The sequence below is a fragment of the Streptococcus mitis genome (assembly GCF_946190275.1).
In the GTDB taxonomy this organism is placed as follows: Bacteria; Bacillota; Bacilli; order Lactobacillales; family Streptococcaceae; genus Streptococcus; species Streptococcus mitis_DC.
The window spans coordinates 169,567-191,879 of record NZ_CAMHZQ010000002.1 but is presented as its reverse complement, the minus strand read 5'-3'; the positions used below and the strand labels follow the sequence as shown (position 1 = coordinate 191,879).

The following is a 22,313-nucleotide window of genomic DNA, read 5'->3' as shown; positions in this document are numbered from 1 at the left end:
CCAGTAGAAGTAACGGTTAGAGAAAAAGACAAGGACATCTACACACCAGAGTACGACAAAGGAAACGGTAAACCAGGAACTAAGGTAGAAATACCAGTCAACCCTGACACTAATGGAGGTTCTGGTCAAGATACACCAGCACCAGCTACTCCAACTCCAAATGCAGTTACTCCGAATGCAGATCAGGTAGATCCTCAGACTACTGTTGATAATGGAGCTAAGTCAAATGATTCTCAAAATGTATTGCCAAATACAGGAACAGAATCAAATGCTGCTCTTGCATCTCTAGGACTTCTTGGACTATTGAGTGGATTTGGACTTGTAGCTCGCAAGAAAAAAGAAGACTAAAAATTTAGTCAAATGAACATTCATTCTTTTGTATTTTAACAACGAACTAGATTGATTCTGATAGTTGTGTTATCCATAAAATACAAAGAATGATTAGATAAAGAAAGCGAACAATGCTAGGATTTTGTTAAACGGAATTCTAAGTATTGTTCGCTTTTGTGGTATAATAAGTACTATGCAGAAAAAACCAACGTCAGCCTATGTGCACATCCCGTTTTGTACCCAGATTTGTTATTATTGTGACTTTTCAAAAGTTTTTATCAAGAATCAGCCGGTAGATAGTTATTTGGAACATCTGTTAGAAGAGTTTCAATCTTATGATATTCAAAAGTTGAGAACTCTCTATATCGGTGGTGGCACACCGACAGCTTTGTCAGCTTCTCAACTGGAAATGTTATTGAAGGGCTTGACTAAAAACTTGGACTTGTCTGTCTTGGAGGAGTTGACCATTGAAGCCAATCCAGGTGACTTGGATGCGGATAAGATAGCTGTGTTGAAGAACTCGGCTGTCAATCGTGTTTCGCTAGGCGTGCAGACCTTTGATGACAAGATGCTGAAAAAAATTGGGCGCAGTCATTTGGAGAAGGATATTTATGAAAATATCGACCGTCTGAAACTAGCTGGTTTTGACAATATCTCCATCGATTTGATTTATGCGTTGCCTGGTCAGACCATGGAGCAAGTTAAGGACAATGTGGCTAAGGCCATTGGACTGGATATTCCCCATATGAGTTTGTATAGCTTGATTTTGGAAAATCATACGGTCTTTATGAACCGTATGCGACGTGGGAAATTGCCTCTGCCTAAGGAGGAACTAGAAGCGGAGATGTTTGAGTACATCATTGCAGAGCTAGAGCGAGCTGGTTTTGAGCATTATGAGATTTCCAATTTCTCCAAGCCTGGTTTTGAAAGTCGTCACAATCTCATGTACTGGGACAATGCTGAATACTATGGCATCGGTGCTGGGGCGTCTGGCTATGTCAATGGTGTTCGATATAAAAACCATGGTCCCATTCGTCATTATCTCAGTGCGGTTGAGGAAGGCAATGCTCGTATCACAGAAGAGCACCTGAGTCAAAAAGAGCAAATGGAAGAAGAAATGTTCTTGGGACTCCGCAAGAAATCAGGGGTTTCCATGGTGCGATTTGAGGAAAAATTTGGACGGTCTTTCGATGGACTTTATGGAGAAATCGTCAGAGACTTGGTTCAACAAGGTCTCATTCAAATAGACGGTAATCGCGTGCGCATGACAAAAAGAGGTCTCTTTTTGGGAGACACCGTAGCAGAACGATTTATTTTGGAGTAGAATGATGGGCTTAACTTATCAAATGAAAATGAAAATTCCTTTTGATATGGCTGATATGAACGGTCATATCAAGCTTCCAGATGTGATTTTGCTGTCCCTGCAAGTTTCAGGGATGCAGTCGATTGAACTGGGAGTTAGTGATAAGACTATCTTGGAAGAGCATAATCTGGTCTGGATTATCACAGATTATGATATTGAGGTGGTTCGTTTGCCTCGTTTTGCGGAAGAAATTACTATTGAAACGGAAGCCTTGAGCTACAATCGGCTCTTTTGCTACCGTCGCTTTACCATTTATGATGAAGCAGGTCAGGAAATCATTCGCATGTTGGCGACCTTTGTTCTCATGGACCGCGACAGTCGAAAAGTCCATGCTGTCGAACCTGAGATTGTAGCTCCTTACCAGTCTGATTTTGATAAAAAACTTATCCGCGGACCAAAGTATGAGCCTTTGGAAGAGCCAATCAGCAAGGATTACCATGTTCGTTTTTACGACTTGGATATGAATGGCCATGTCAATAACAGTAAATACTTGGACTGGATTTTTGAGGTCATGGGAGCGGACTTTTTGACCCAATATATTCCCAAGAAAATCAATCTCAAGTATGTCAAGGAAGTTCGACCAGGTGGAGTGATTACATCGGCTGTTGAAAGGACTGGACTGGAAAGCAAGCATGAGATTACAAGCGACGGGGCTACCAATGCCCAAGCTATCATCACTTGGCAAGAAATAAAAAAGGATTAGGGAAAATAGATGAAATATAAAGGCTATTTAATTGATTTAGACGGAACTATTTATAAGGGGAAAGACAGAATCCCAGCTGGAGAGGCTTTTGTCCATGAATTGCAAAAGCGGGACATTCCCTATCTCTTTGTGACCAACAATACAACCCGCACTCCAGAGAGTGTTCAGGAGATGTTGGCTCAGAATTTTAATATCGATACGCCCCTATCGACTGTCTACACAGCGACTTTGGCGACTATCGACTATATGAATGACTTGGGGCTTGAAAAGACCGTCTATGTCATCGGAGAATCAGGCCTCAAGGAAGCCATCAAGGCGGCTGGTTATGTCGAAGACAAGGAAAATCCTGCCTATGTAGTAGTAGGATTGGACTGGCAAGTCGACTATGAAAAATTTGCGACAGCAACTCTGGCTATCCAAAAGGGAGCTCATTTTATCGGAACCAACCCTGACCTCAACATCCCGACAGAACGCGGTCTTTTGCCAGGTGCTGGTTCACTGATTACCCTGCTTGAAGTAGCAACACGAGTGAAGCCTGTTTATATCGGAAAACCAAATGCCATCATTATGGACAAGGCGGTTGAGCACTTAGGTTTGGAACGTAAAGAGTTAATCATGGTTGGGGATAACTATTTAACAGATATCCGGGCTGGGATTGACAATGGCATTCCAACGCTCTTGGTGACGACAGGTTTTACCAAGGCAGAAGAAGTGGCAGACCTGCCAATCGCACCGACTCATGTGGTTTCTAGCCTTGCGGAGTGGAACTTTGATGAAAACTAAACTGACCTTTTGGGGCTCTATGCTCTTTCTCCTCTCCCTCTCAATCCTTTTGACCATTTATTTGGCTTGGATTTTTTATCCTTTGGAGATTGAGTGGCTGAATTTAACAAATCGGGTTTATCTAAAACCAGAAACCATTCAGTACAACTTTCATATCTTGATGAATTACCTGACCAATCCTTTTAGTCAGGTCTTGCAGATGCCAGATTTTCGTTCGTCAGTGGCTGGTCTGCACCACTTTGCGGTGGTTAAAAACCTCTTTCACTTTGTTCAGCTAGTTGCCCTAGTGACACTACCAAGTTTTTACGTCTTTGTCAAAGGGATTGTAAAAAAGGGCTTCTTGTCTCTATTTAGTAAAGGGCTTTTGGCTCTAGTGGTTTTGCCTTTACTGATTGGGCTTGGGGGAGTGTTGATTGGTTTTGACCAATTCTTTACTCTGTTCCATCAAATTCTCTTTGTGGGAGATGATACCTGGCTTTTTGATCCAGCCAAGGATCCTGTTATACTGATTTTGCCAGAGACCTTCTTCCTTCATGCCTTCCTCCTCTTTTTTGCCCTCTATGAAAGCTTCTTTGGCTATCTTTATCTAAAAAGTCGTAGGAAGTGAAAGAAAGATGTTTTTATTTCACATGTATAAATTAGGTATGTAATTCGAAACTATCGTTAATACTCAATGAAAATCAAAGAGCAAACTAGGAAACTAGCTGCAGGTTGTACTTGAGTACGGCAAGGCGACGTTGACGCGGTTTGAAGAGATTTTCGAAGAGTATAAGAGTGAATTAACTAATTCTGAATAGTATTAATCGTTCGCAAACAGTCTATTTTTCTTGAAAAAATAGGCTTTTTTTATAAAAATCCCTAGTCAAGCGCTTTATTTTTTTGTATAATAGAAGTAGCAAAGTATAGATAAGAAGAGAAAAGCATGATTACACTATTTCTATCACCGAGCTGTACTTCATGTCGTAAGGCAAAGGCCTGGTTAGAAAAACATAAGGTGCCCTTTGAGGAGCACAATATTATGACCAGTCCCTTAACAAGAAAGGAATTGCAACACATTCTTTCCTTGACCGAAAATGGTACTGATGACATCATTTCAACTCGTTCAAAAATTTTTCAAAAATTAGATATTGATGTAGAAAGTATTTCGGTATCGGAATTGCTTCATTTGATTGAGCAGTACCCTAGTCTTTTGCGTCGCCCAATTATTATCGATGCCAAACGCATGCAGATTGGTTTTAATGAAGATGAGATTCGTGCTTTTCTCCCTCGTAGTTATCGTAAGCAAGAACTAAAAGAAGCAAGAATGAGAGCTGGTATTAGTTAATGAACAAACAGTATAGTTACCCACTAGATTTGTCGTGGAGCACTGAAGAACTTGCTTCAGTGCTTTCTTTTTTTTATGATGTTGAAGCTGCCTATGAAGGCAAGGTAGAGGCTAGAAAGCTACTAGACTCCTATAAGGGATTCAAATTGGTTGTGCCAAGCAAGAGCGAAGAGAAACGTTTGGGACGAGAATTTGAAACGGTGAGTGGCTATTCGCTTTACCGAGCAGTTCAGGCTGCCAAGGAAAAAGGGGAAGGAAAGATTTCTCTTGGAAAGTAAGTTTGAATTTGCCAAAGAGCTTGTTAAGAAAGCGGGCCAGTATATCCTTGACCACATGCATGAAGACTTGCGTGTTGAGACCAAGTCCTCCCCTACAGACTTGGTGACCAGACTGGACAAGGAAGTTCAGGAGCTTTTGGTTAGTGAGATTTTGTACCGTTATCCTGAGGATAAGATTTGTGCTGAAGAGGGCTGTTTGCGAGCTTCGGTGCAAGAGGGCAAGGTGTGGATTATTGATCCCATTGATGGTACCAATAACTTTGTGGCCCAGCAGGAAGATTTTGCTGTTATGATGGCTTATTTTGAAAATGGTCAGGGACAGTTTGGTCTGATTTATGATGTGGTCAAGGGGGATTGTTATCACGGTGGTGGTAAGTTTCCAGTCTGCCGAAATGATCAGTCCCTAGCTCCCTTTAAAGCCAAACCACTTGGAGATTTTCTCATTGCAGGAAATAGTGGTATGCTGGAAACCAATGAATGGGGGCTGGCTGATTTGAGCCGAGCGGTTCTTGGTGTTCGTGTCTATGGGAGTGCGGCCATCAGTTTTGCCAAGATTTTGTCAGGGCGTTTGTTGACTTATGTTACTTATTTGCAACCATGGGATTATGCTGCTGCTAGTATTTTAGGGGAAAGTCTGGGCTATCGGGTTGTGACCCTTTTTGGTGAAGCTCCTGATTTTCAAACCAGACAGCCTGTCATGATGGTGCCTCTTGAGATGCAGGAGGAAATTCAGTCCTATATTTACGAAAGGAAAAGAACTTAAATGCAATTTCCAGAAGGATTTGTTGAAAAATATGAAGAGATACTAGGAGATGAGGCAAGAGATTTTCTTGCCTCTTTTGAGGAGGAAGCGGTTTCGGCTTTTCGGGTCAATCCTTTAAAAGAAGCGCCAGTTTCCTTTCCTGATGCCATTCCTCAAACTCCTTGGGGACATTATGGGAAGGTTTCAGGGAAATCACCTGAGCATGCTACAGGTTTGGTTTATTCGCAAGAACCTGCTGCGCAGATGGTTGCTCAGGTAGCCCAGCCCAGTCCTGGTATGAAGGTTTTGGATTTGGCCGCTGCTCCAGGTGGCAAATCAACCCAACTGGCAGCCTATCTAGCAGGGGAGGGGCTCCTTGTTTCCAATGAAATTTCAAGCAAACGGGCTAAGATTTTAGTAGAAAACATGGAGCGCTTTGGAGCGACAAATGTCGTAGTGACCAATGAATCTGCTGACCGCTTGGCCAAGGTCTTTAAAGGCTATTTTGACCTCATTGTTCTTGATGCCCCGTGCTCGGGGGAAGGGATGTTCCGTAAGCAACCAGATGCTATGGACTATTGGAGCCTTGAGTATCCGAGTCAATGTGCTAGCTTGCAAAGAGAAATTCTAGCAGATGCAGTGACCATGTTAGCTGAGGGTGGTCGTCTGGTTTATTCGACTTGTACTTGGGCACCTGAGGAAAACGAAGAGATTGTCAATTGGCTACTGGAAGAGTATGATTTTGACTTGTTGCCAGTTGAACATATCAATGGAATGGTAGCTGGTATTGACTTGCCAGAAACGGCTCGGATGTATCCTCATCATTTTAAGGGAGAAGGGCAGTTTGTAGCCCATCTACAGTTTAAAGGTGAAAATCCAGTTCCTAAATTTAAGGCAAGCAAGAGCAACCTCAGCCGAGAACAAGTTGCCTTGTGGCAGGGATTTGCCCAAAAACATCTAAAAATCAATCTACTGGGTACCTTACAGACGTTTGGTGACCAGCTTTATCTCTTGCCAGAACTTTTGCCAGATTTAGGGAAACTCAAGATTGCTCGCAATGGCCTGCATCTGGGTACTTTTAAGAAGAAACGCTTTGAGCCCAGTTTCGCTCTTGGACTAGCCTTGAAACCAAGTCAGGTCAAGCAGTCGGTTGAAATTGACCAAGAAGCGTTTGTAAAGTATGCCGCTGGAGAAACTGTTCAGCTGGCGGAAAGTCTTCCAAATGGTTGGTACCAAGTTTTGGTTAAAGGAAATGGTTTGGGCTTTGCTAAGGTGACGAGAAATGTTTTGAAAAATTATTTTCCAAAAGGCCTCAGATTCAAGTGAAAATGCTAGTCAAAGTAGCTTGTCTATGTTATAGTGGAAGTATGGATTTTTTTCAAATTGTCTTTTATTTTAAGTCAAAATTGGTGGGCAAGGCAACTAAGCAAATTACTAGTAAAATCAAGCTAGCAACTTCAGTTGACTCCCAATTTTCAAAAGAAAAACATAAATAAATAGTTGAAAAAATTCACAGCATTCACCATTATTTTCAAGGAGAAAAACAGTGAAAAAAAGGAAAAAACTCGCTCTATCCCTTGCGGCTCTTTTGCTAGCAGGTTCTTTGGCGGGATGTGCTAGCTGGATTGATCGTGGGGAATCCATGACAGCTGTTGGCTCAACGGCTCTTCAGCCTTTGGTCGAAGCAGCAGCAGATGAATTTGGCTCTATGCACGTTGGAAAAACAGTCAACGTCCAAGGTGGAGGATCTGGTACAGGTCTGTCTCAGGTTCAGTCTGGAGCCGTTGATGTAGGAAATTCAGACGTATTTGCCGAGGAAAAAGACGGTATCAACGCATCCGCTCTAATGGACCATAAGGTAGCCGTAGCGGGCTTGGCAGTCATTGTAAATAAGGAAGTTGATGTTGAAAATTTGACAACTGAACAACTCCGTAGCATCTTCACAGGTCAAGTGACCAACTGGAAAGAAGTTGGTGGGAAAGACCTAGCCATTTCCATTATCAACCGTGCGGCAAGTTCTGGTTCACGTGCAACCTTTGATAGTGTTGTCATGGATGGTCAACCTGCCGTGCAGAGTCAAGAACAGGATTCAAATGGGATGGTCAAAAACATTGTTTCCCAGACACCAGGAGCCATTTCTTACCTAGCCTTTGCCTATGTGGATGACTCGGTGAAACGCATGAAGTTGAATGGCTATGAGCCGATTGCAGAAAATGTTACAAGCAATAACTGGCCTTTGTGGTCTTATGAACACATGTACACCCTAGGTCAACCAAACGAATTGGTGGCAGAGTTTCTCAACTTTGTCCTCTCTGATGAAGCGCAAAGTGGAATCGTTAAGGGAATGGGCTATATCTCTGTTAAGGAAATGAAGGTTGAAAAAGATGCTGTAGGAACGGTGACAGCACTAGAAGGGAGTCAATAATGAATCAAGAAGAATTAGCTAAAAAATTACTTTCTCCCTCAAAGAACTCTCGTCTAGAGAAATTAGGGAAAGGATTGACCTTTGCCTGTCTGTCTTTGATTGTCATCATTGTAGCCATGATTTTAATCTTCGTAGCCCAAAAAGGTTTGTCGACCTTCTTTGTCAATGGAGTCAACATCTTTGATTTCCTCTTTGGACAAACTTGGAATCCTTCAGGTAAGCAATTTGGTGCCCTTCCAATGATTTTGGGTTCCTTTATTGTCACAATCTTATCAGCTCTTATCGCAACTCCTTTTGCCATTGGTGCTGCAGTTTTTATGACGGAAGTCTCACCAAAAGGTGCTAGAATCTTGCAACCAGCCATTGAATTGCTTGTCGGGATTCCTTCAGTCGTGTATGGATTTATCGGTTTGCAGGTCGTAGTTCCCTTTGTCCGTAGTGTCTTTGGTGGAACTGGTTTTGGAATTTTGTCAGGGATTTTCGTTCTCTTTGTCATGATTTTACCGACGGTAACCTTTATGACAACCGATAGCTTGCGTGCTGTACCTCGTCACTACCGCGAAGCTAGTTTGGCTATGGGAGCCACTCGTTGGCAAACCATCTGGCGCGTGACCTTGAAGGCAGCGCGTTCAGGTATTTTTACAGCAGTGGTATTTGGAATGGCGCGTGCCTTTGGTGAGGCCTTGGCCATTCAGATGGTGGTTGGAAACTCAGCCGTAGTCCCAACTTCACTAACAACACCTGCTGCGACCTTGACCTCTGTGTTGACCATGGGTATCGGAAATACCGTCATGGGTACAGTTGATAATAACGTTCTCTGGTCACTGGCCTTAGTCTTGCTTTTGATGAGTTTGGCCTTCAACAGTGTGATTAAATTGATTACGAAAGAAAGAGGAAAGAAAAACTATGCACGCTAAGAAATTAGATAAAATTGCAACAGCTGTCCTCTACTCGATTGCAGGGATTATTGTGGCCATCTTGGCATCCTTGATTCTGTATATCTTGGTTCGTGGTTTGCCCCACATCTCTTGGTCTTTCTTGACTGGCAAATCATCTTCTTACCAAGCAGGCGGAGGGATTGGAATTCAGCTCTATAATTCCTTCTTCCTTCTGGTTATTACCTTGATTATCTCTGTTCCTTTGTCTATGGGGGCTGGGATTTTCCTAGCTGAATATGCCAAAAAAGGTCCGGTGACCAACTTTGTCAGAACCTGTATTGAAATCTTGTCTTCACTGCCATCAGTGGTTGTGGGTCTCTTTGGTTACTTGATCTTTGTAGTTCAGTTTGAGTATGGATTTTCAATCATTTCAGGTGCCTTGGCCTTGACGGTCTTTAACTTGCCTCAGATGACTCGTAATGTTGAAGACAGCTTGAAGCACGTTCACCATACGCAGCGTGAAGCTGGTCTGGCCCTTGGGATTTCTCGTTGGGAGACAGTTGTCCATGTGGTCATTCCAGAAGCCCTTCCAGGTATTGTAACAGGTGTCGTCTTGGCTTCTGGTCGTATCTTTGGTGAGGCTGCTGCTCTTATCTATACAGCAGGACAATCCGCTCCAGCCCTAGACTGGTCTAACTGGAATATTCTCAGTGTAACTAGCCCAATCTCTATCTTCCGTCAAGCAGAAACCTTGGCTGTCCATATCTGGAAAGTCAATAGTGAAGGAACCATTCCAGATGGCACCATCGTATCAGCAGGTTCTGCCGCCGTGCTCCTTATCTTTATTCTCATCTTTAACTTTGGAGCCCGCAAACTCGGAAGCTACCTACATAAGAAATTAACCGCTGCCTAAAGGAGAAGCCATGTCAAAATATAATTGGGATGAAAAGCATATCATCACCTTTCCTGAAGAGAAAGTGGCCCTCTCTACTAAGGATTTACATGTTTACTACGGTAAAAATGAATCCATCAAGGGCATCGATATGCAATTTGAAAAAAATAAAATTACGGCCTTAATTGGCCCTTCTGGTTCAGGGAAATCAACCTACCTCCGCAGTCTCAATCGCATGAATGATACCATTGATATTGCCAAGGTCACAGGTCAAATCCTCTACCAAGGGATTGATGTCAACCGTCCAGAAATCAATGTTTATGAAATGCGTAAGCACATCGGAATGGTCTTCCAACGTCCAAATCCCTTTGCTAAATCTATCTATCGCAATATTACTTTTGCTCATGAACGTGCAGGTGTTAAGGACAAGCAAGTCTTGGATGAAATTGTGGAAACCTCTCTTCGTCAGGCTGCCCTTTGGGACCAGGTCAAAGATGATTTGCACAAGTCAGCCTTGACTCTATCAGGTGGTCAACAGCAACGTCTCTGTATCGCTCGTGCTATTTCTGTTAAACCAGATATCCTCTTGATGGATGAGCCGGCGTCAGCCTTGGATCCGATTGCGACAGCTCAGCTAGAAGAAACTATGTTGGAATTGAAGAAGGACTTTACCATCATCATCGTGACCCACAGTATGCAGCAGGCTGCGCGTGCTAGTGACTACACAGGATTTTTCTACTTGGGTGATTTGATCGAGTACGATAAGACCTCTAATATTTTCCAAAATGCCAAACTACAGTCAACCAATGACTACGTAACAGGACACTTTGGATAGAAAGGAAACAGTATGACAGAAGCGATTTTACAGGTTTCAGACCTGTCCGTTTACTACAATCAAAAGAAGGCCTTGAATAGTGTTTCCCTATCTTTCCAACCTAAGGAAATTACAGCCTTGATCGGTCCATCTGGATCAGGGAAATCAACCCTCCTAAAGGCTATCAACCGCATGGGTGATCTCAATCCAGAGGTAACCACAACTGGTTCAGTAGTTTATAATGGTCACAACATCTACAGCCCACGTACAGATACAGTTGAATTGCGGAAGGAAATCGGTATGGTTTTCCAACAACCAAACCCCTTCCCTATGTCTATCTACGAAAATGTTGTTTACGGGCTTCGTATCAATGGAGTGAAGGATAAGCAGGTTCTGGATGAAGCGGTAGAAAAAGCCCTACAACGAGCTTCTATATGGGATGAGGTCAAGGATCGCCTGCATGATTCAGCTATCGGGCTTTCAGGTGGACAACAGCAACGTGTCTGCGTTGCCCGTGTCTTGGCAACCAGTCCTAAAATCATCCTCTTGGATGAACCGACTTCAGCCTTGGACCCTATCTCGGCTGGTAAGATTGAGGAAACCTTGTATGGTCTAAAAGATAAATACACCATGCTCTTGGTCACACGTTCCATGCAACAAGCCTCTCGTATCTCTGACAAGACAGGATTTTTCCTTGATGGAGATTTGATCGAGTTTAACGATACCAAGAAGATGTTCCTCAACCCACAACACAAGGAAACAGAAGATTATATTTCAGGAAAATTTGGATAAGGAGATAAATGATGTTACGTTCTCAATTTGAAGAAGATTTAGAGAAATTGCACAACCAGTTCTATGCTATGGGACAAGAAGTGCTATCCCAAATCAATCGTACAGTGCGTGCCTTTGTCACGCATGACCGTGATTTGGCCAAGGAAGTCATCGAAGACGATGCAGAAGTAAACGAATACGAAGTGAAATTGGAGAAAAAATCATTTGAAATGATTGCCCTCCAACAACCCGTTTCTCAGGACTTGCGTACTGTTTTGACAGTATTGAAGGCTGTATCTGACTTGGAACGTATGGGTGACCATGCCGTTTCCATTGCCAAAGCGACAATTCGTATGAAGGGTGAGCAACGCATCCCAGCTGTTGAAGAAGAAATCAAGAGAATGGGGCGCGATGTCAAGAATTTCGTTGAAGCAGCCCTTGAACTCTATCTGAATGGTTCAGTAGACCAGGCCTATGAAGTAGCAACTATGGACGAAAAAATCAACCATTACTTTGATAGCATTCGTGACTTGGCTACAGAAGAAATCAAGAAAAATCCAGATGCCATCGTTACAGGTCGTGATTACTTCCAAGTGATTGCCTTCTTGGAACGTATTGGAGACTATGCCAAAAATATCTGTGAATGGGTTGTTTACTTTGAAACAGGTAAGATTGTCGAACTATAAAACAGGTTCATCCTGTATAAAAAGGAGCTTGAAATCAACTGATAGCTCCTTTTCTTGAATGAAAAAAATATTTTTAAGATAAAAATTCAAAAAATACTTGACAAGTAACTTGAATAGCGTTATAATTATACAAAATTAACAGAGAGGTTGTTTATTTATGAAATCAAAAAAATGGATATTTATTTTATGTAGTTTTCTTGCAAGTTTCTTCTTAGTAGCTTGCCAGTCAGGTTCGAATGGTTCTCAGTCAGCTGTTGAAGCCATTAAGCAAAAGGGGAAATTAGTTGTGGCGACCAGTCCTGACTATGCACCTTTTGAATTTCAGTCTTTAGTTGACGGGAAAAATCAGGTAGTCGGTGCGGATATTGATATGGCTCAGGCTATCGCTGATGAACTTGGGGTGAAGTTGGAAATTTCAAGCATGAGTTTTGATAATGTCTTGACTAGTCTTCAAACTGGTAAGGCTGACCTAGCTGTCGCAGGAATTAGCGCTACTGACGAGAGAAAAGAAGTCTTTGATTTTTCAATCCCTTACTATGAAAACAAGATTAGTTTCTTGGTTCGTAAGTCTGATGTAGAAAAATACAAGGATTTAACTAGCTTAGAAAGTGCTAATATTGCAGCTCAAAAAGGGACTGTTCCAGAATCTATGGTCAAGGAACAATTGCCAAAAGCTCAATTGACTTCCCTAACCAATATGGGGGAAGCTGTCAATGAATTGCAGGCTGGAAAAGTAGATGCTGTTCATATGGATGAGCCTGTTGCCCTTAGCTACGCTGCTAAAAATGCGGATCTAGCTGTCGCAACTGTCAGCTTGAAGATGAAGGACGGCGAAGCTAATGCAGTTGCCCTTAGAAAAAATAGTGCTGATTTGAAAGAAGTGGTGGACAAGGTCATCCAAAAACTCAAGGATGAAGGAACTTACCAAAGCTATCTTGAAAAAGCAGCAAGCCTAACAGAAGTTGAACAATAAGAAAAAAGCAGAGTTGGAATTCATTCCAATTCTGCTTTTAAATAGTTTAAAACATTTTCCAGATTTTCTAAGGACACCTTGGCAAATTGATAAGGGCAGGCATCCAAGTAAGCCTCTTCAAAGAAGTCTAAGCCCAGCTGGCTGTGCTTGAGACTGGCGATTTTAGGATACTGTCTCAGGTCTAGCAATAAACTATCATGAAGCGGAAAGTGAGGAAGGGGACAAGGTGTTTTAGCTAGTCTTTCCTCGATTTGTTTTTGGTAGTCTTCCTGATTGGACAAGCGAGCTAGCCGATTTTTCTCAAACAGTTGACTGTCAATATAGAGTGACAGGGCCTTTTGCATGATGAGGTTGCTATCGTAGTCTAGGATATTTTTGTAGGCCACAAAGGCTTCTTTGATAGCATTTGGAAGGATGAGTGCTGTTATCCGCAGGGCTGGAAAGAGGCTGGTTGAGAAGGACTTGATATAAATGACGCGCTCCTCTGTATCTAGATAGTGGAAGGTCTGGCCCTTTTTAGAGTCCAAATCCCCCAGATAGTCGTCCTCTACGATATAGACTCCATACTTGGCAGCTAAGTCAAGAATAGCCCGTTTGTCCTGCTCTGAATAGGAATGTCCCAGAGGATAGTGAAAACGAGGAATGGTATAGAAAAACTTAATTTGTCCTGTTTTGAAGTGGCCTTCCAGTTCCTCCAAGTCAATTCCATCAATGCCTCGTTCGATCGTTTGATAGTCCAGACCCTGTGCAATCAATAGGCGATTCATCCGATGGTAGGTCGGCTGTTCTACCAAGATTTCCTTTGCTTGGCTAGGAAAGGAAATTTGAGAAAGGATAAAAAGGGCTTGTTGGGTCCCAGAAGTCAATACCAACTGGTCTGTCTTGCAGTAGAGAGCTTGGTCAAAGAGGAGTTGGTGAATGGATTGTCTTAAGTCTTCTAATCCTTCTTGGTTGTCATAGTAGTTGAAGAGGTAGTTTTCCCGGCCAATCAAGGTTTCATTGACACAGAGTCGGAAATCGTCATAGGCACTGGCATGTTCGTCAGTGACTTCGATTTCTAGATCCTGGTGTTGCCCTTGTTCTAGGACATAGTAACCACTCTGGGGTTTGGCATAGAGGTATTGTTCGTGCCGTAATTCCAACAGGGCTCGTTGGACAGTATCCTTGCTACAGTGAAAGTCAAGGCTCAGTTGACGGATAGAAGGCAGGCGGCTTCCCGTCGGAAAGCGTCCAGACTCGATACCGTTTTTCAGATAGGAAACAACCTCTTGGTACTTGCTTTGTTTCTTCATTCCAGACCTCCCTTGATTTTGTTACATTGTACCCTTTTTTTTTCTTCTTGGCAATGTCTAGAGTGTTTCTCTCGTTCACATCTAGGGGCAAATGTGGTATACTCCCATTTTTAATACTTTTTTTAAATCAAAGAGCAATCAAATGCGGATGTGACAGTTTTTCGGAACTTTTTTCTCTTTAAAACAAAATGTGTATTTTTATCTGAGGTTGGTTTATTTTAAAAAGTTTTCATGCTAATTTCCCCTTATTACTTGTACTTGTTTTTAGGAAAAAGCTTGAAATCGCTTTCTTGTTGTGATATAACAGAATTGAAAAATAAAAGTATACTAATAACTTGTTAGAAAGGAGTTTAAATCAGAAAGTCAAGTTATTTTATCAGTAATATACATTTGTGACTTGAAAGGAGTGTTTTTTATGAAATTAAAAAACCGGAACTACATCTCTTGTTGTATTATCACTATTTTCCACTATGTCTCCTTCTATAGCTTCTGTTAGAGTATTTGCTGATGATGTAACTACCACGGAAGTTTCTGAAATTAGTACCCAAGAACAAAAACGAATAGATGATGTAGCCAATGTTCTTGAACAAATGTTTAGAAATTAAGTTAATGAAAAAAATTTTACTGAATATGTTTATAAAAACTTTTCTCAAAAAGATATTGCTCTTGCGGAAAATGAATTAGAAACTAATATTAATAATCTCTATGACAGAGTCCCTTGGGATGAGATGGGAGGATGTATAGCGGGAAAAATACGAGAAGAATTTTTTGCTATGACCAATGTTTCGCTAACTGTTAGGTATGCGTAGAAAAAGGCTTGGTCAGAATTAGCTAAAGTGGTACTAAGATTTGTTAAAGCTAATAGGCTTAAAACAAATATTTATATCATTGCTGGTCAATTGACTTTTTAGGGAATTCAATGTGGTATGGAATAATGCGTGATAAAAACTTTTTAATAAAGGATGGGATTATTAGCTTTTTGATTGGATTTGTATATGCGTATTTAGTGTTACAAAAATTTATCCTTTGGAAAATCCTTTTGTTTGCATTTATTTTTGCAATTATTAATACAATATTTATGTTTACTAGGAACAAAAAATAAATAATGATTTAGTTAAATAAAATGCGACCCCTAGGGAAGTGTGTTCCTTAGGGGTTGTTGTGCTAGTTCAAGTTTTGTTTCTGTCAAAATCTCAGACTACCCGTCGGAAAGCGTCCAGACTCGATACCGTTTTTCAGATAGGAAACGACCTCTTGGTACTTGCTTTGTTTCTTCATTCCAGACCTCCCTTGATTTTGTTACATTGTACCCTTTTTTTTCTTTCTTGGCAATGTCTAGGGTGTTTCTCTCGTTCACATCTAGGGGCAAATGTGGTATACTTAGGAGTAAGATTTATAGAATAACAGACAAGAAAGAGAATGGATAAGAACGTGCAGGAACCAGTGAAATTATTTCAATACAATACCCTTGGAGCCTTGATGGCTGGCCTTTATGGTGGTACCATGACAGTAGGAGAATTACTAGAGCATGGTGATCTTGGTTTGGGAACCTTGGATTCCATTGATGGAGAATTGATTGTCTTGGATGGCAAGGCTTATCAGGCCAAAGGATCAGGAGAGCAACCAGAAATTGTAGAAGTATCACCAGATGCCCTTATTCCTTACGCAGCAGTAGTACCTCATCAGGCAGAGGTCATTTTCCGCCAGCGCTTTGAGATGACAGACAAGGAATTGGAAGAGCGAATCGAGTCTTATTATGATGGGGAAAATCTTTTCCGCTCTATCAAGATTCGTGGGGAATTTTCACATATGCATGTGCGCATGATTCCCAAGTCGACACCAGATACCAAGTTTGCTGATGTTGCGACCCATCAACCTGAATATAGTCGCGACAATGTAGCAGGGACCATCGTTGGTTTCTGGACACCAGAGATTTTCCATGGAGTCAGTGTGGCAGGCTACCATCTGCACTTCATTTCAGATGATTTGACCTTCGGTGGGCATGTTATGGACTTTGTCATCAAGGAAGGAATTATCGAGGTGGGAGCAGTTGACCAATTGGATCAACGTTTCCCAGTCCAAGACCGTCAATACTTGTTTGCTAAGTTCAATGTTGACGAGATGAAAAAAGATATTGAAAAGGCGGAATAGGAGAAGAAAATGACCATTCATATTATCATTACCATGTTGCTGTTACTGGCTTTCTTGATAGGAAGCATTTGGTATGCCAGAAAGAAATACCAGATCAATCTAGCTGTCTTGGGCTTGGGGGCTGTTGCTTTCTTTGTCTCTTCACAGATTTTGGAAAAACTGGTGCATATCTTAGTTTTGCATCCTCAAAAAGACGGCAGTATTGCCCTCTTGCAGGATCATCCACTTCTCTATATCATCTATGGTCTAGCTATGGCTGCATTTTTTGAGGAAACAGCTCGCCTTGTTTTCTTCAAATGGTTGGAGAAAAAGAGAAGTTTGGAAAAGGCAGATGCCCTGGCTTATGGCTTGGGGCATGGTGGTTTGGAATTGATTTTCCTAGGCCTTACTAGTTTGATTAATCTTTACATCGTGCTTTCGGCGATTCAAACGCAGGATCCACAGGTCATGCAATTACTGTCTGAAAATATGTTGAAAACCATCCAGTCGCTGTCTGTCTGGCAGATTTATTTGCTTGGTTTTGAGCGAATCTTGGCCCTAGGTTTCCAATTACTCTTGACTGTTTGGGTTTACCAAGCTGTTCGCCAGAAGAAATGGATTTATCTCCTAGCGGCCTATGGACTACATGCCTTCTTTGACCTGGCACCATCTCTTGTCCAAGTTGGCTGGTTGACCAATCCAGTCTTGGTTGAAGTTGTCCTAGCATTAGAGCTCGTTCTGGTTGCCTATGGAACCAAGGCAATCTTTTGTAAAAAATCATAAGAAAAAGGGGGTAACCTCTTTTTCTTATGCAAAATCCAAACAAGGTCTTTTTATGGTCGTCAAATGGTCTTAAAAATGGTATAATGGAATGAATTTTGTAAAAGGAAGAGTAACATGTCTGTAAGAGAAAAAATGCTTGAAATCTTAGAAGGAATTGATATCCGTTTTAAGGAACCTTTGCATAGCTATAGTTATACAAAAGTAGGTGGAGAGGCCGATTATTTGGTCTTTCCACGAAATCGTTTTGAGTTGGCGCGCGTTGTTAAATTTGCCAATCAAGAAGATATCCCTTGGATGGTCCTTGGGAATGCCAGCAACATCATCGTTCGTGATGGTGGGATTCGTGGATTTGTCATCTTGTGTGACAAGCTCAATAACGTTTCCGTTGATGGCTATACCATCGAAGCAGAAGCTGGTGCTAACTTGATTGAAACAACTCGCATTGCCCTCCGTCATAGTTTGACTGGCTTTGAGTTTGCTTGTGGCATTCCAGGGAGCGTTGGCGGTGCTGTCTTTATGAATGCAGGTGCCTATGGTGGTGAGATTGCCCACATCTTGCAGTCTTGTAAGGTCTTGACCAAGGATGGAGAAATCGAAACCCTGTCTGCTAAAGACTTGGCTTTTGGTTACCGTCATTCAGCCATTCAGGAGTCTGGTGCAGTTGTCTTGTCAGCTAAATTTGCCCTTGCTCCAGGAACTCATCAGGTTATCAAGCAAGAAATGGACCGCTTGACGCACCTACGTGAACTCAAGCAACCTTTAGAATATCCATCTTGTGGTTCGGTCTTTAAGCGTCCAGTAGGTCATTTTGCAGGTCAATTAATTTCAGAAGCTGGCTTGAAAGGCTATCGTATCGGTGGCGTAGAAGTGTCAGAAAAGCACGCAGGATTTATGATCAATGTTGCAGATGGAACGGCCAAAGACTACGAAGACTTGATTGAGTCTGTTATCGAAAAAGTCAAGGAACACTCTGGCGTTACTCTTGAGAGAGAAGTCCGTATTTTAGGTGAAAGCAAGTAGGAAGCTGTATTTGAAAGCTGCTGCTATATCATGGAAAGGGGGTGAAAGCCTATCGTTAGTGCAGAAGAATGTAGGCAGTTCAATCTCCTACACGAGGTAGTGGCGGCCTGACAGAGCCCTGATCTGTTAATCTATGAAAAAGAAGGAATAAATGACAATTGAAAAAACCAATTATTGAATTCAAAAACGTCTCAAAAGTTTTTGAAGACAGCAACACCAAGGTTCTCAAAGACATCAACTTTGAGTTGGAAGAAGGAAAATTCTACACCCTTCTAGGCGCGTCTGGTTCAGGGAAATCAACCATCCTAAACATCATTGCAGGTTTACTGGATGCGACGACAGGAGATATCATGCTAGACGGTGTCCGTATCAACGACATTCCAACCAACAAGCGAGACGTCCATACTGTCTTCCAATCCTATGCCTTGTTTCCACATATGAATGTGTTTGAAAATGTTGCCTTTCCACTTCGCTTGCGTAAGATTGACAAGAAAGAAATCGAGAAACGCGTAGCGGAAGTTCTCAAGATGGTTCAGTTGGAAGGGTACGAAAAACGTTCCATTCGTAAACTCTCTGGAGGACAACGTCAGCGTGTGGCCATTGCCCGTGCCATCATCAACCAACCTCGTGTGGTTTTGTTGGACGAGCCTTTGTCAGCGCTGGACTTGAAATTAAGAACAGACATGCAGTATGAACTGCGTGAACTACAACAACGATTGGGCATTACCTTTGTCTTTGTCACTCACGATCAGGAAGAAGCTCTTGCCATGAGTGATTGGATTTTCGTTATGAATGATGGCGAGATTGTCCAGTCTGGAACACCTGTGGATATCTACGATGAGCCGATTAACCACTTTGTTGCGACCTTTATCGGTGAGTCAAATATCTTGCCAGGAACCATGATTGAGGACTACTTGGTTGAGTTTAACGGCAAACGCTTCGAAGCAGTTGATGGGGGGATGAAGCCGAATGAACCTGTTGAGGTTGTTATTCGTCCAGAGGACTTGCGTATTACCCTTCCTGAAGAAGGCAAGCTCCAAGTTAAGGTGGATACCCAGCTCTTCCGTGGAGTTCACTATGAAATTATCGCCTATGACGAACTCGGAAATGAATGGATGATCCACTCGACTCGTAAGGCCATTGTTGGTGAGGAAATCGGTCTGGACTTTGAACCAGAAGACATCCACATCATGCGTCTCAACGAAACCGAAGAAGAGTTCGATGCTCGTATCGAGGAGTACGTGGAAATCGAAGAGCAAGAAGCAGGTCTAATCAATGCAATCGAGGAGGAAAGAGATGAAGAAAACAAGCTCTAAACTCTTTGTAGTGCCCTACATGCTCTGGATTGCCCTCTTTGTCCTGGCACCCTTGGTCTTGATTTTCGGACAATCCTTTTTCAACATTGAAGGCCAGTTTAGTTTAGAAAATTATAAATCTTACTTTGCGTCACAAAACTTGACCTACCTAAAAATGAGTTTTAACTCTGTACTCTATGCAGGAATTGTGACCTTTGTGACCTTGCTTATCAGCTATCCAACAGCCCTCTTTTTGACCCGTCTCAAGCACCGTCAACTCTGGCTCATGCTGATTATTCTGCCAACCTGGATCAATTTGCTTCTTAAAGCCTATGCTTTTATCGGGATTTTTGGTCAAAATGGCTCTATTAATCAATTCTTGGAATTTATCGGAATCGGTTCGCAACAGTTGCTCTTTACCGATTTCTCCTTTATTTTTGTCGCAAGCTACATCGAGCTTCCCTTTATGATTTTGCCAATCTTCAATGTTTTGGACGATATGGACAACAATCTCATCAATGCCAGCTATGACCTAGGTGCGACCAAGTGGGAGACCTTCCGTCATGTCATCTTCCCTCTGTCTATGAACGGCGTGCGAAGTGGAGTTCAGTCGGTCTTTATCCCAAGTTTGAGTCTCTTCATGCTGACCCGTTTGATTGGTGGGAACCGCGTTATCACCTTGGGGACGGCTATTGAGCAAAACTTCCTGACCAATGACAACTACGGTATGGGTTCTACCATCGGTGTGATTCTTATCCTGACCATGTTCATCACCATGTGGGTGACTAAGGAAAGGAGAGAACGATGAAAAAATTTGCCAACCTTTATCTGGGACTGGTCTTTCTTGTCCTCTACCTGCCGATTTTTTACTTGATTGGCTACGCCTTTAATGCAGGAAACGACATGAACAGCTTTACAGGCTTTAGCTTGAGCCATTTTAAAACCATGTTTGGTGATGGTCGCCTCATGTTGATTGTGACTCAGACCTTTTTCTTGGCCTTTCTGTCAGCCTTGATAGCGACCATTATCGGGACTTTCGGTGCCATTTACATCTACCAGTCTCGTAAGAAATACCAAGAAGCCTTTCTATCACTCAATAATATCCTCATGGTTGCGCCTGATGTTATGATTGGTGCCAGCTTCTTGATTCTTTTTACTCAACTCAAGTTTTCACTTGGCTTTTTGACCGTTCTATCTAGTCACGTGGCCTTCTCCATTCCTATCGTGGTCTTGATGGTCTTGCCACGTCTTAAGGAAATGAATGGAGATATGATTCATGCGGCCTATGACTTGGGAGCCAGTCAATTTCAGATGTTCAAGGAAATCATGCTTCCTTACCTGACTCCGTCTATCATTGCAGGTTATTTCATGGCCTTCACCTATTCGCTAGATGACTTTGCCGTGACCTTCTTTGTAACGGGAAATGGCTTTTCAACTCTGTCAGTCGAGATTTACTCTCGTGCTCGCAAGGGGATTTCCCTAGAAATCAATGCCCTGTCTGCCCTTGTTTTTCTCTTTAGTATTATCCTGGTTGTTGGATATTACTTTATCTCACGTGAGAAGGAGGAGCAAGCATGAAAAAACTCTATTCATTTTTAGCAGGAATTGCAGCGATTATCCTAGTCTTGTGGGGAATTGCGACTCATCTAGACAGTAAAATCAATAGCCGTGATAGTCAAAAACTGGTTATCTACAACTGGGGAGACTATATCGATCCAGAACTCTTGGAGCAATTCACAGAAGAAACAGGCATCCAAGTTCAGTACGAGACTTTTGATTCCAACGAAGCCATGTATACCAAGATCAAGCAGGGTGGAACGACCTACGACATTGCCATCCCAAGTGAATACATGATCAACAAGATGAAGGACGAAGACCTCTTGGTACCGCTTGATTATTCAAAACTTGAAGGTCTTGAAAATATCGGACCAGAGTTCCTCAACCAGTCCTTTGACCCAGGTAATAAATTCTCTATCCCTTACTTCTGGGGAACACTGGGAATTGTCTACAATGAAACCATGGTCGATCAAGCGCCTGAGCATTGGGATGACCTCTGGAAACCAGAGTATAAGAACTCTATCATGCTCTTTGATGGGGCGCGTGAGGTATTGGGACTGGGGCTCAACTCCCTCGGCTACAGCCTCAACTCCAAGGATACCCAGCAGTTGGAAGAAACAGTGGATAAGCTCTATAAATTGACTCCAAATATCAAGGCCATCGTTGCCGACGAGATGAAGGGTTACATGATTCAGAATAACGCTGCTATCGGAGTGACCTTCTCTGGTGAAGCCAGCCAAATGCTAGAAAAAAATGAAAACCTACGCTATGTAGTTCCGACCGAGGCCAGCAACCTTTGGTTCGACAATATGGTCATTCCCAAAACAGTCAAAAACCAAGATGCAGCCTATGCCTTTATTAACTTTATGTTGAAACCTGAAAATGCTCTCAAGAATGCAGAGTATGTCGGTTATTCAACACCAAACCTACCAGCTAAGGAATTGCTCCCAGAGGAGAAAAAAGAAGACAAGGCCTTCTATCCTGATGCTGAAACCATGAAACACCTAGAAGTTTATGAGAAATTTGACCATAAATGGACAGGAAAATATAGCGACCTCTTCCTACAGTTTAAAATGTATCGGAAGTAGGAGCTAGCAGTCACGAAACGAATCAGTCAAGCTGGTTCGTTTTTTAGAAAAAATAGAAATCATGGTATAATAGTTTTAGGCTGAGAGTTATTAGAATTGTTTATAGCATCTCTGAAAATTTAATTCTAAAGGAGTTCAAAATGAGTTATACTACGCAAATGCATATATATATATATATATAACCTA

24 protein-coding genes are annotated in these 22,313 nt (G+C 42.1%); 23 read left to right on the top strand and 1 reads right to left on the bottom strand.

From position 1 onward, the window contains the following. From N8M20_RS02385 to N8M20_RS02310, 16 genes are all read left to right on the top strand, one after another. The coding region (locus N8M20_RS02385) for an LPXTG cell wall anchor domain-containing protein (RefSeq protein WP_261078944.1) at nt 1-348 on the top strand (348 nt) is incomplete at its 5' end. 175 nt (nt 349-523) lie between these two features. Next, nucleotides 524-1,654: a radical SAM family heme chaperone HemW gene (gene hemW, locus N8M20_RS02380; protein ID WP_261078943.1), complete on the top strand. Its 1,131-nt coding sequence runs from the start codon at nt 524-526 to the stop codon at nt 1,652-1,654. 4 nt (nt 1,655-1,658) lie between these two features. Beyond that, nucleotides 1,659-2,396, top strand: coding sequence for an acyl-[acyl-carrier-protein] thioesterase (locus N8M20_RS02375; protein WP_261078942.1), 738 nt, complete (start codon nt 1,659-1,661; stop codon nt 2,394-2,396). 9 nt (nt 2,397-2,405) lie between these two features. After that, entirely contained in the window at nt 2,406-3,179 is a 774-nt protein-coding gene (locus tag N8M20_RS02370) for a TIGR01457 family HAD-type hydrolase (protein ID WP_261078941.1), read from the top strand. After that, nucleotides 3,169-3,786, top strand: coding sequence for a TIGR01906 family membrane protein (locus N8M20_RS02365; protein ID WP_261078940.1), 618 nt, complete (start codon nt 3,169-3,171; stop codon nt 3,784-3,786). The genes N8M20_RS02370 and N8M20_RS02365 overlap by 11 nt, the downstream gene beginning before the upstream one ends. A 315-nt stretch (nt 3,787-4,101) precedes the next feature. Then, nucleotides 4,102-4,503, top strand: coding sequence for a Spx/MgsR family RNA polymerase-binding regulatory protein (locus tag N8M20_RS02360; RefSeq protein WP_000631254.1), 402 nt, complete (start codon nt 4,102-4,104; stop codon nt 4,501-4,503). Continuing rightward, the gene (locus N8M20_RS02355; RefSeq protein WP_261078939.1) at nt 4,503-4,781 is read left to right on the top strand and encodes a UPF0223 family protein; all 279 of its coding nucleotides are present in this window, start codon (nt 4,503-4,505) and stop codon (nt 4,779-4,781) included. Before N8M20_RS02360 ends, N8M20_RS02355 begins: the two co-directional genes overlap by 1 nt. Continuing rightward, nucleotides 4,771-5,544: an inositol monophosphatase family protein gene (locus tag N8M20_RS02350; RefSeq protein ID WP_261078938.1), complete on the top strand. Its 774-nt coding sequence runs from the start codon at nt 4,771-4,773 to the stop codon at nt 5,542-5,544. Before N8M20_RS02355 ends, N8M20_RS02350 begins: the two co-directional genes overlap by 11 nt. Continuing rightward, the gene (locus N8M20_RS02345) at nt 5,545-6,849 is read left to right on the top strand and encodes an RsmF rRNA methyltransferase first C-terminal domain-containing protein (protein ID WP_261078937.1); all 1,305 of its coding nucleotides are present in this window, start codon (nt 5,545-5,547) and stop codon (nt 6,847-6,849) included. 220 nt (nt 6,850-7,069) lie between these two features. Further along, nucleotides 7,070-7,948, top strand: a complete 879-nt coding sequence (locus tag N8M20_RS02340; protein WP_261078936.1) for a phosphate ABC transporter substrate-binding protein PstS family protein — start codon at nt 7,070-7,072, stop codon at nt 7,946-7,948. Continuing rightward, nucleotides 7,948-8,865 (top strand): phosphate ABC transporter permease subunit PstC, encoded by a 918-nt coding sequence (gene pstC, locus N8M20_RS02335; RefSeq protein ID WP_001070903.1) that lies wholly within the window; start codon nt 7,948-7,950, stop codon nt 8,863-8,865. The genes N8M20_RS02340 and pstC overlap by 1 nt, the downstream gene beginning before the upstream one ends. Beyond that, nucleotides 8,855-9,739 carry a phosphate ABC transporter permease PstA gene (gene pstA, locus N8M20_RS02330; RefSeq protein WP_000543046.1) on the top strand — a complete coding sequence of 295 codons (885 nt, stop codon included), beginning with the start codon at nt 8,855-8,857 and terminating at the stop codon, nt 9,737-9,739. The genes pstC and pstA overlap by 11 nt, the downstream gene beginning before the upstream one ends. A gap of 10 nt (nt 9,740-9,749) precedes the next feature. Continuing rightward, nucleotides 9,750-10,553, top strand: a complete 804-nt coding sequence (pstB, locus tag N8M20_RS02325) for a phosphate ABC transporter ATP-binding protein PstB (protein ID WP_000049848.1) — start codon at nt 9,750-9,752, stop codon at nt 10,551-10,553. A 12-nt stretch (nt 10,554-10,565) separates the two neighbouring features. Continuing rightward, nucleotides 10,566-11,324, top strand: coding sequence for a phosphate ABC transporter ATP-binding protein PstB (gene pstB / locus N8M20_RS02320; RefSeq protein WP_000133484.1), 759 nt, complete (start codon nt 10,566-10,568; stop codon nt 11,322-11,324). A gap of 11 nt (nt 11,325-11,335) precedes the next feature. Then, complete coding sequence (gene phoU / locus N8M20_RS02315) at nt 11,336-11,989, top strand: phosphate signaling complex protein PhoU (RefSeq protein ID WP_176139548.1); 654 nt, start codon at nt 11,336-11,338, stop codon at nt 11,987-11,989. Between the two features lie 157 nt (nt 11,990-12,146). Beyond that, a complete protein-coding gene (locus tag N8M20_RS02310) occupies nt 12,147-12,962 on the top strand; it encodes an ABC transporter substrate-binding protein (RefSeq protein WP_261078935.1) in 816 nt (271 codons plus the stop codon). A 20-nt stretch (nt 12,963-12,982) separates the two neighbouring features. Here the strand turns inward: N8M20_RS02310 and N8M20_RS02305 are convergent, their stop codons facing one another. After that, on the bottom strand, nt 12,983-14,254 hold the full coding sequence (locus N8M20_RS02305) for an aminotransferase-like domain-containing protein (protein ID WP_261078934.1): 1,272 nt from the start codon (nt 14,252-14,254) through the stop codon (nt 12,983-12,985). Nucleotides 14,255-15,673: 1,419 nt separating this feature from the next. Here N8M20_RS02305 and budA point away from each other — a divergent pair. From budA to N8M20_RS02270, 7 genes are all read left to right on the top strand, one after another. Further along, a complete protein-coding gene (gene budA, locus N8M20_RS02300) occupies nt 15,674-16,405 on the top strand; it encodes an acetolactate decarboxylase (protein ID WP_000360311.1) in 732 nt (243 codons plus the stop codon). A 9-nt stretch (nt 16,406-16,414) separates the two neighbouring features. Next, the gene (locus N8M20_RS02295; RefSeq protein WP_261078933.1) at nt 16,415-17,167 is read left to right on the top strand and encodes a YhfC family intramembrane metalloprotease; all 753 of its coding nucleotides are present in this window, start codon (nt 16,415-16,417) and stop codon (nt 17,165-17,167) included. Nucleotides 17,168-17,281: 114 nt separating this feature from the next. Continuing rightward, nucleotides 17,282-18,187, top strand: a complete 906-nt coding sequence (gene murB / locus N8M20_RS02290) for a UDP-N-acetylmuramate dehydrogenase (RefSeq protein WP_261078932.1) — start codon at nt 17,282-17,284, stop codon at nt 18,185-18,187. Nucleotides 18,188-18,345: 158 nt separating this feature from the next. Then, nucleotides 18,346-19,503 carry an ABC transporter ATP-binding protein gene (locus tag N8M20_RS02285; RefSeq protein ID WP_125451210.1) on the top strand — a complete coding sequence of 386 codons (1,158 nt, stop codon included), beginning with the start codon at nt 18,346-18,348 and terminating at the stop codon, nt 19,501-19,503. Then, nucleotides 19,484-20,290, top strand: a complete 807-nt coding sequence (locus N8M20_RS02280) for an ABC transporter permease (RefSeq protein WP_000753801.1) — start codon at nt 19,484-19,486, stop codon at nt 20,288-20,290. Before N8M20_RS02285 ends, N8M20_RS02280 begins: the two co-directional genes overlap by 20 nt. After that, nucleotides 20,287-21,060 carry an ABC transporter permease gene (locus tag N8M20_RS02275; protein ID WP_000712740.1) on the top strand — a complete coding sequence of 258 codons (774 nt, stop codon included), beginning with the start codon at nt 20,287-20,289 and terminating at the stop codon, nt 21,058-21,060. Before N8M20_RS02280 ends, N8M20_RS02275 begins: the two co-directional genes overlap by 4 nt. After that, nucleotides 21,057-22,127: an ABC transporter substrate-binding protein gene (locus tag N8M20_RS02270; protein ID WP_261078931.1), complete on the top strand. Its 1,071-nt coding sequence runs from the start codon at nt 21,057-21,059 to the stop codon at nt 22,125-22,127. Before N8M20_RS02275 ends, N8M20_RS02270 begins: the two co-directional genes overlap by 4 nt. Nucleotides 22,128-22,313: the final 186 nt, after the last annotated feature.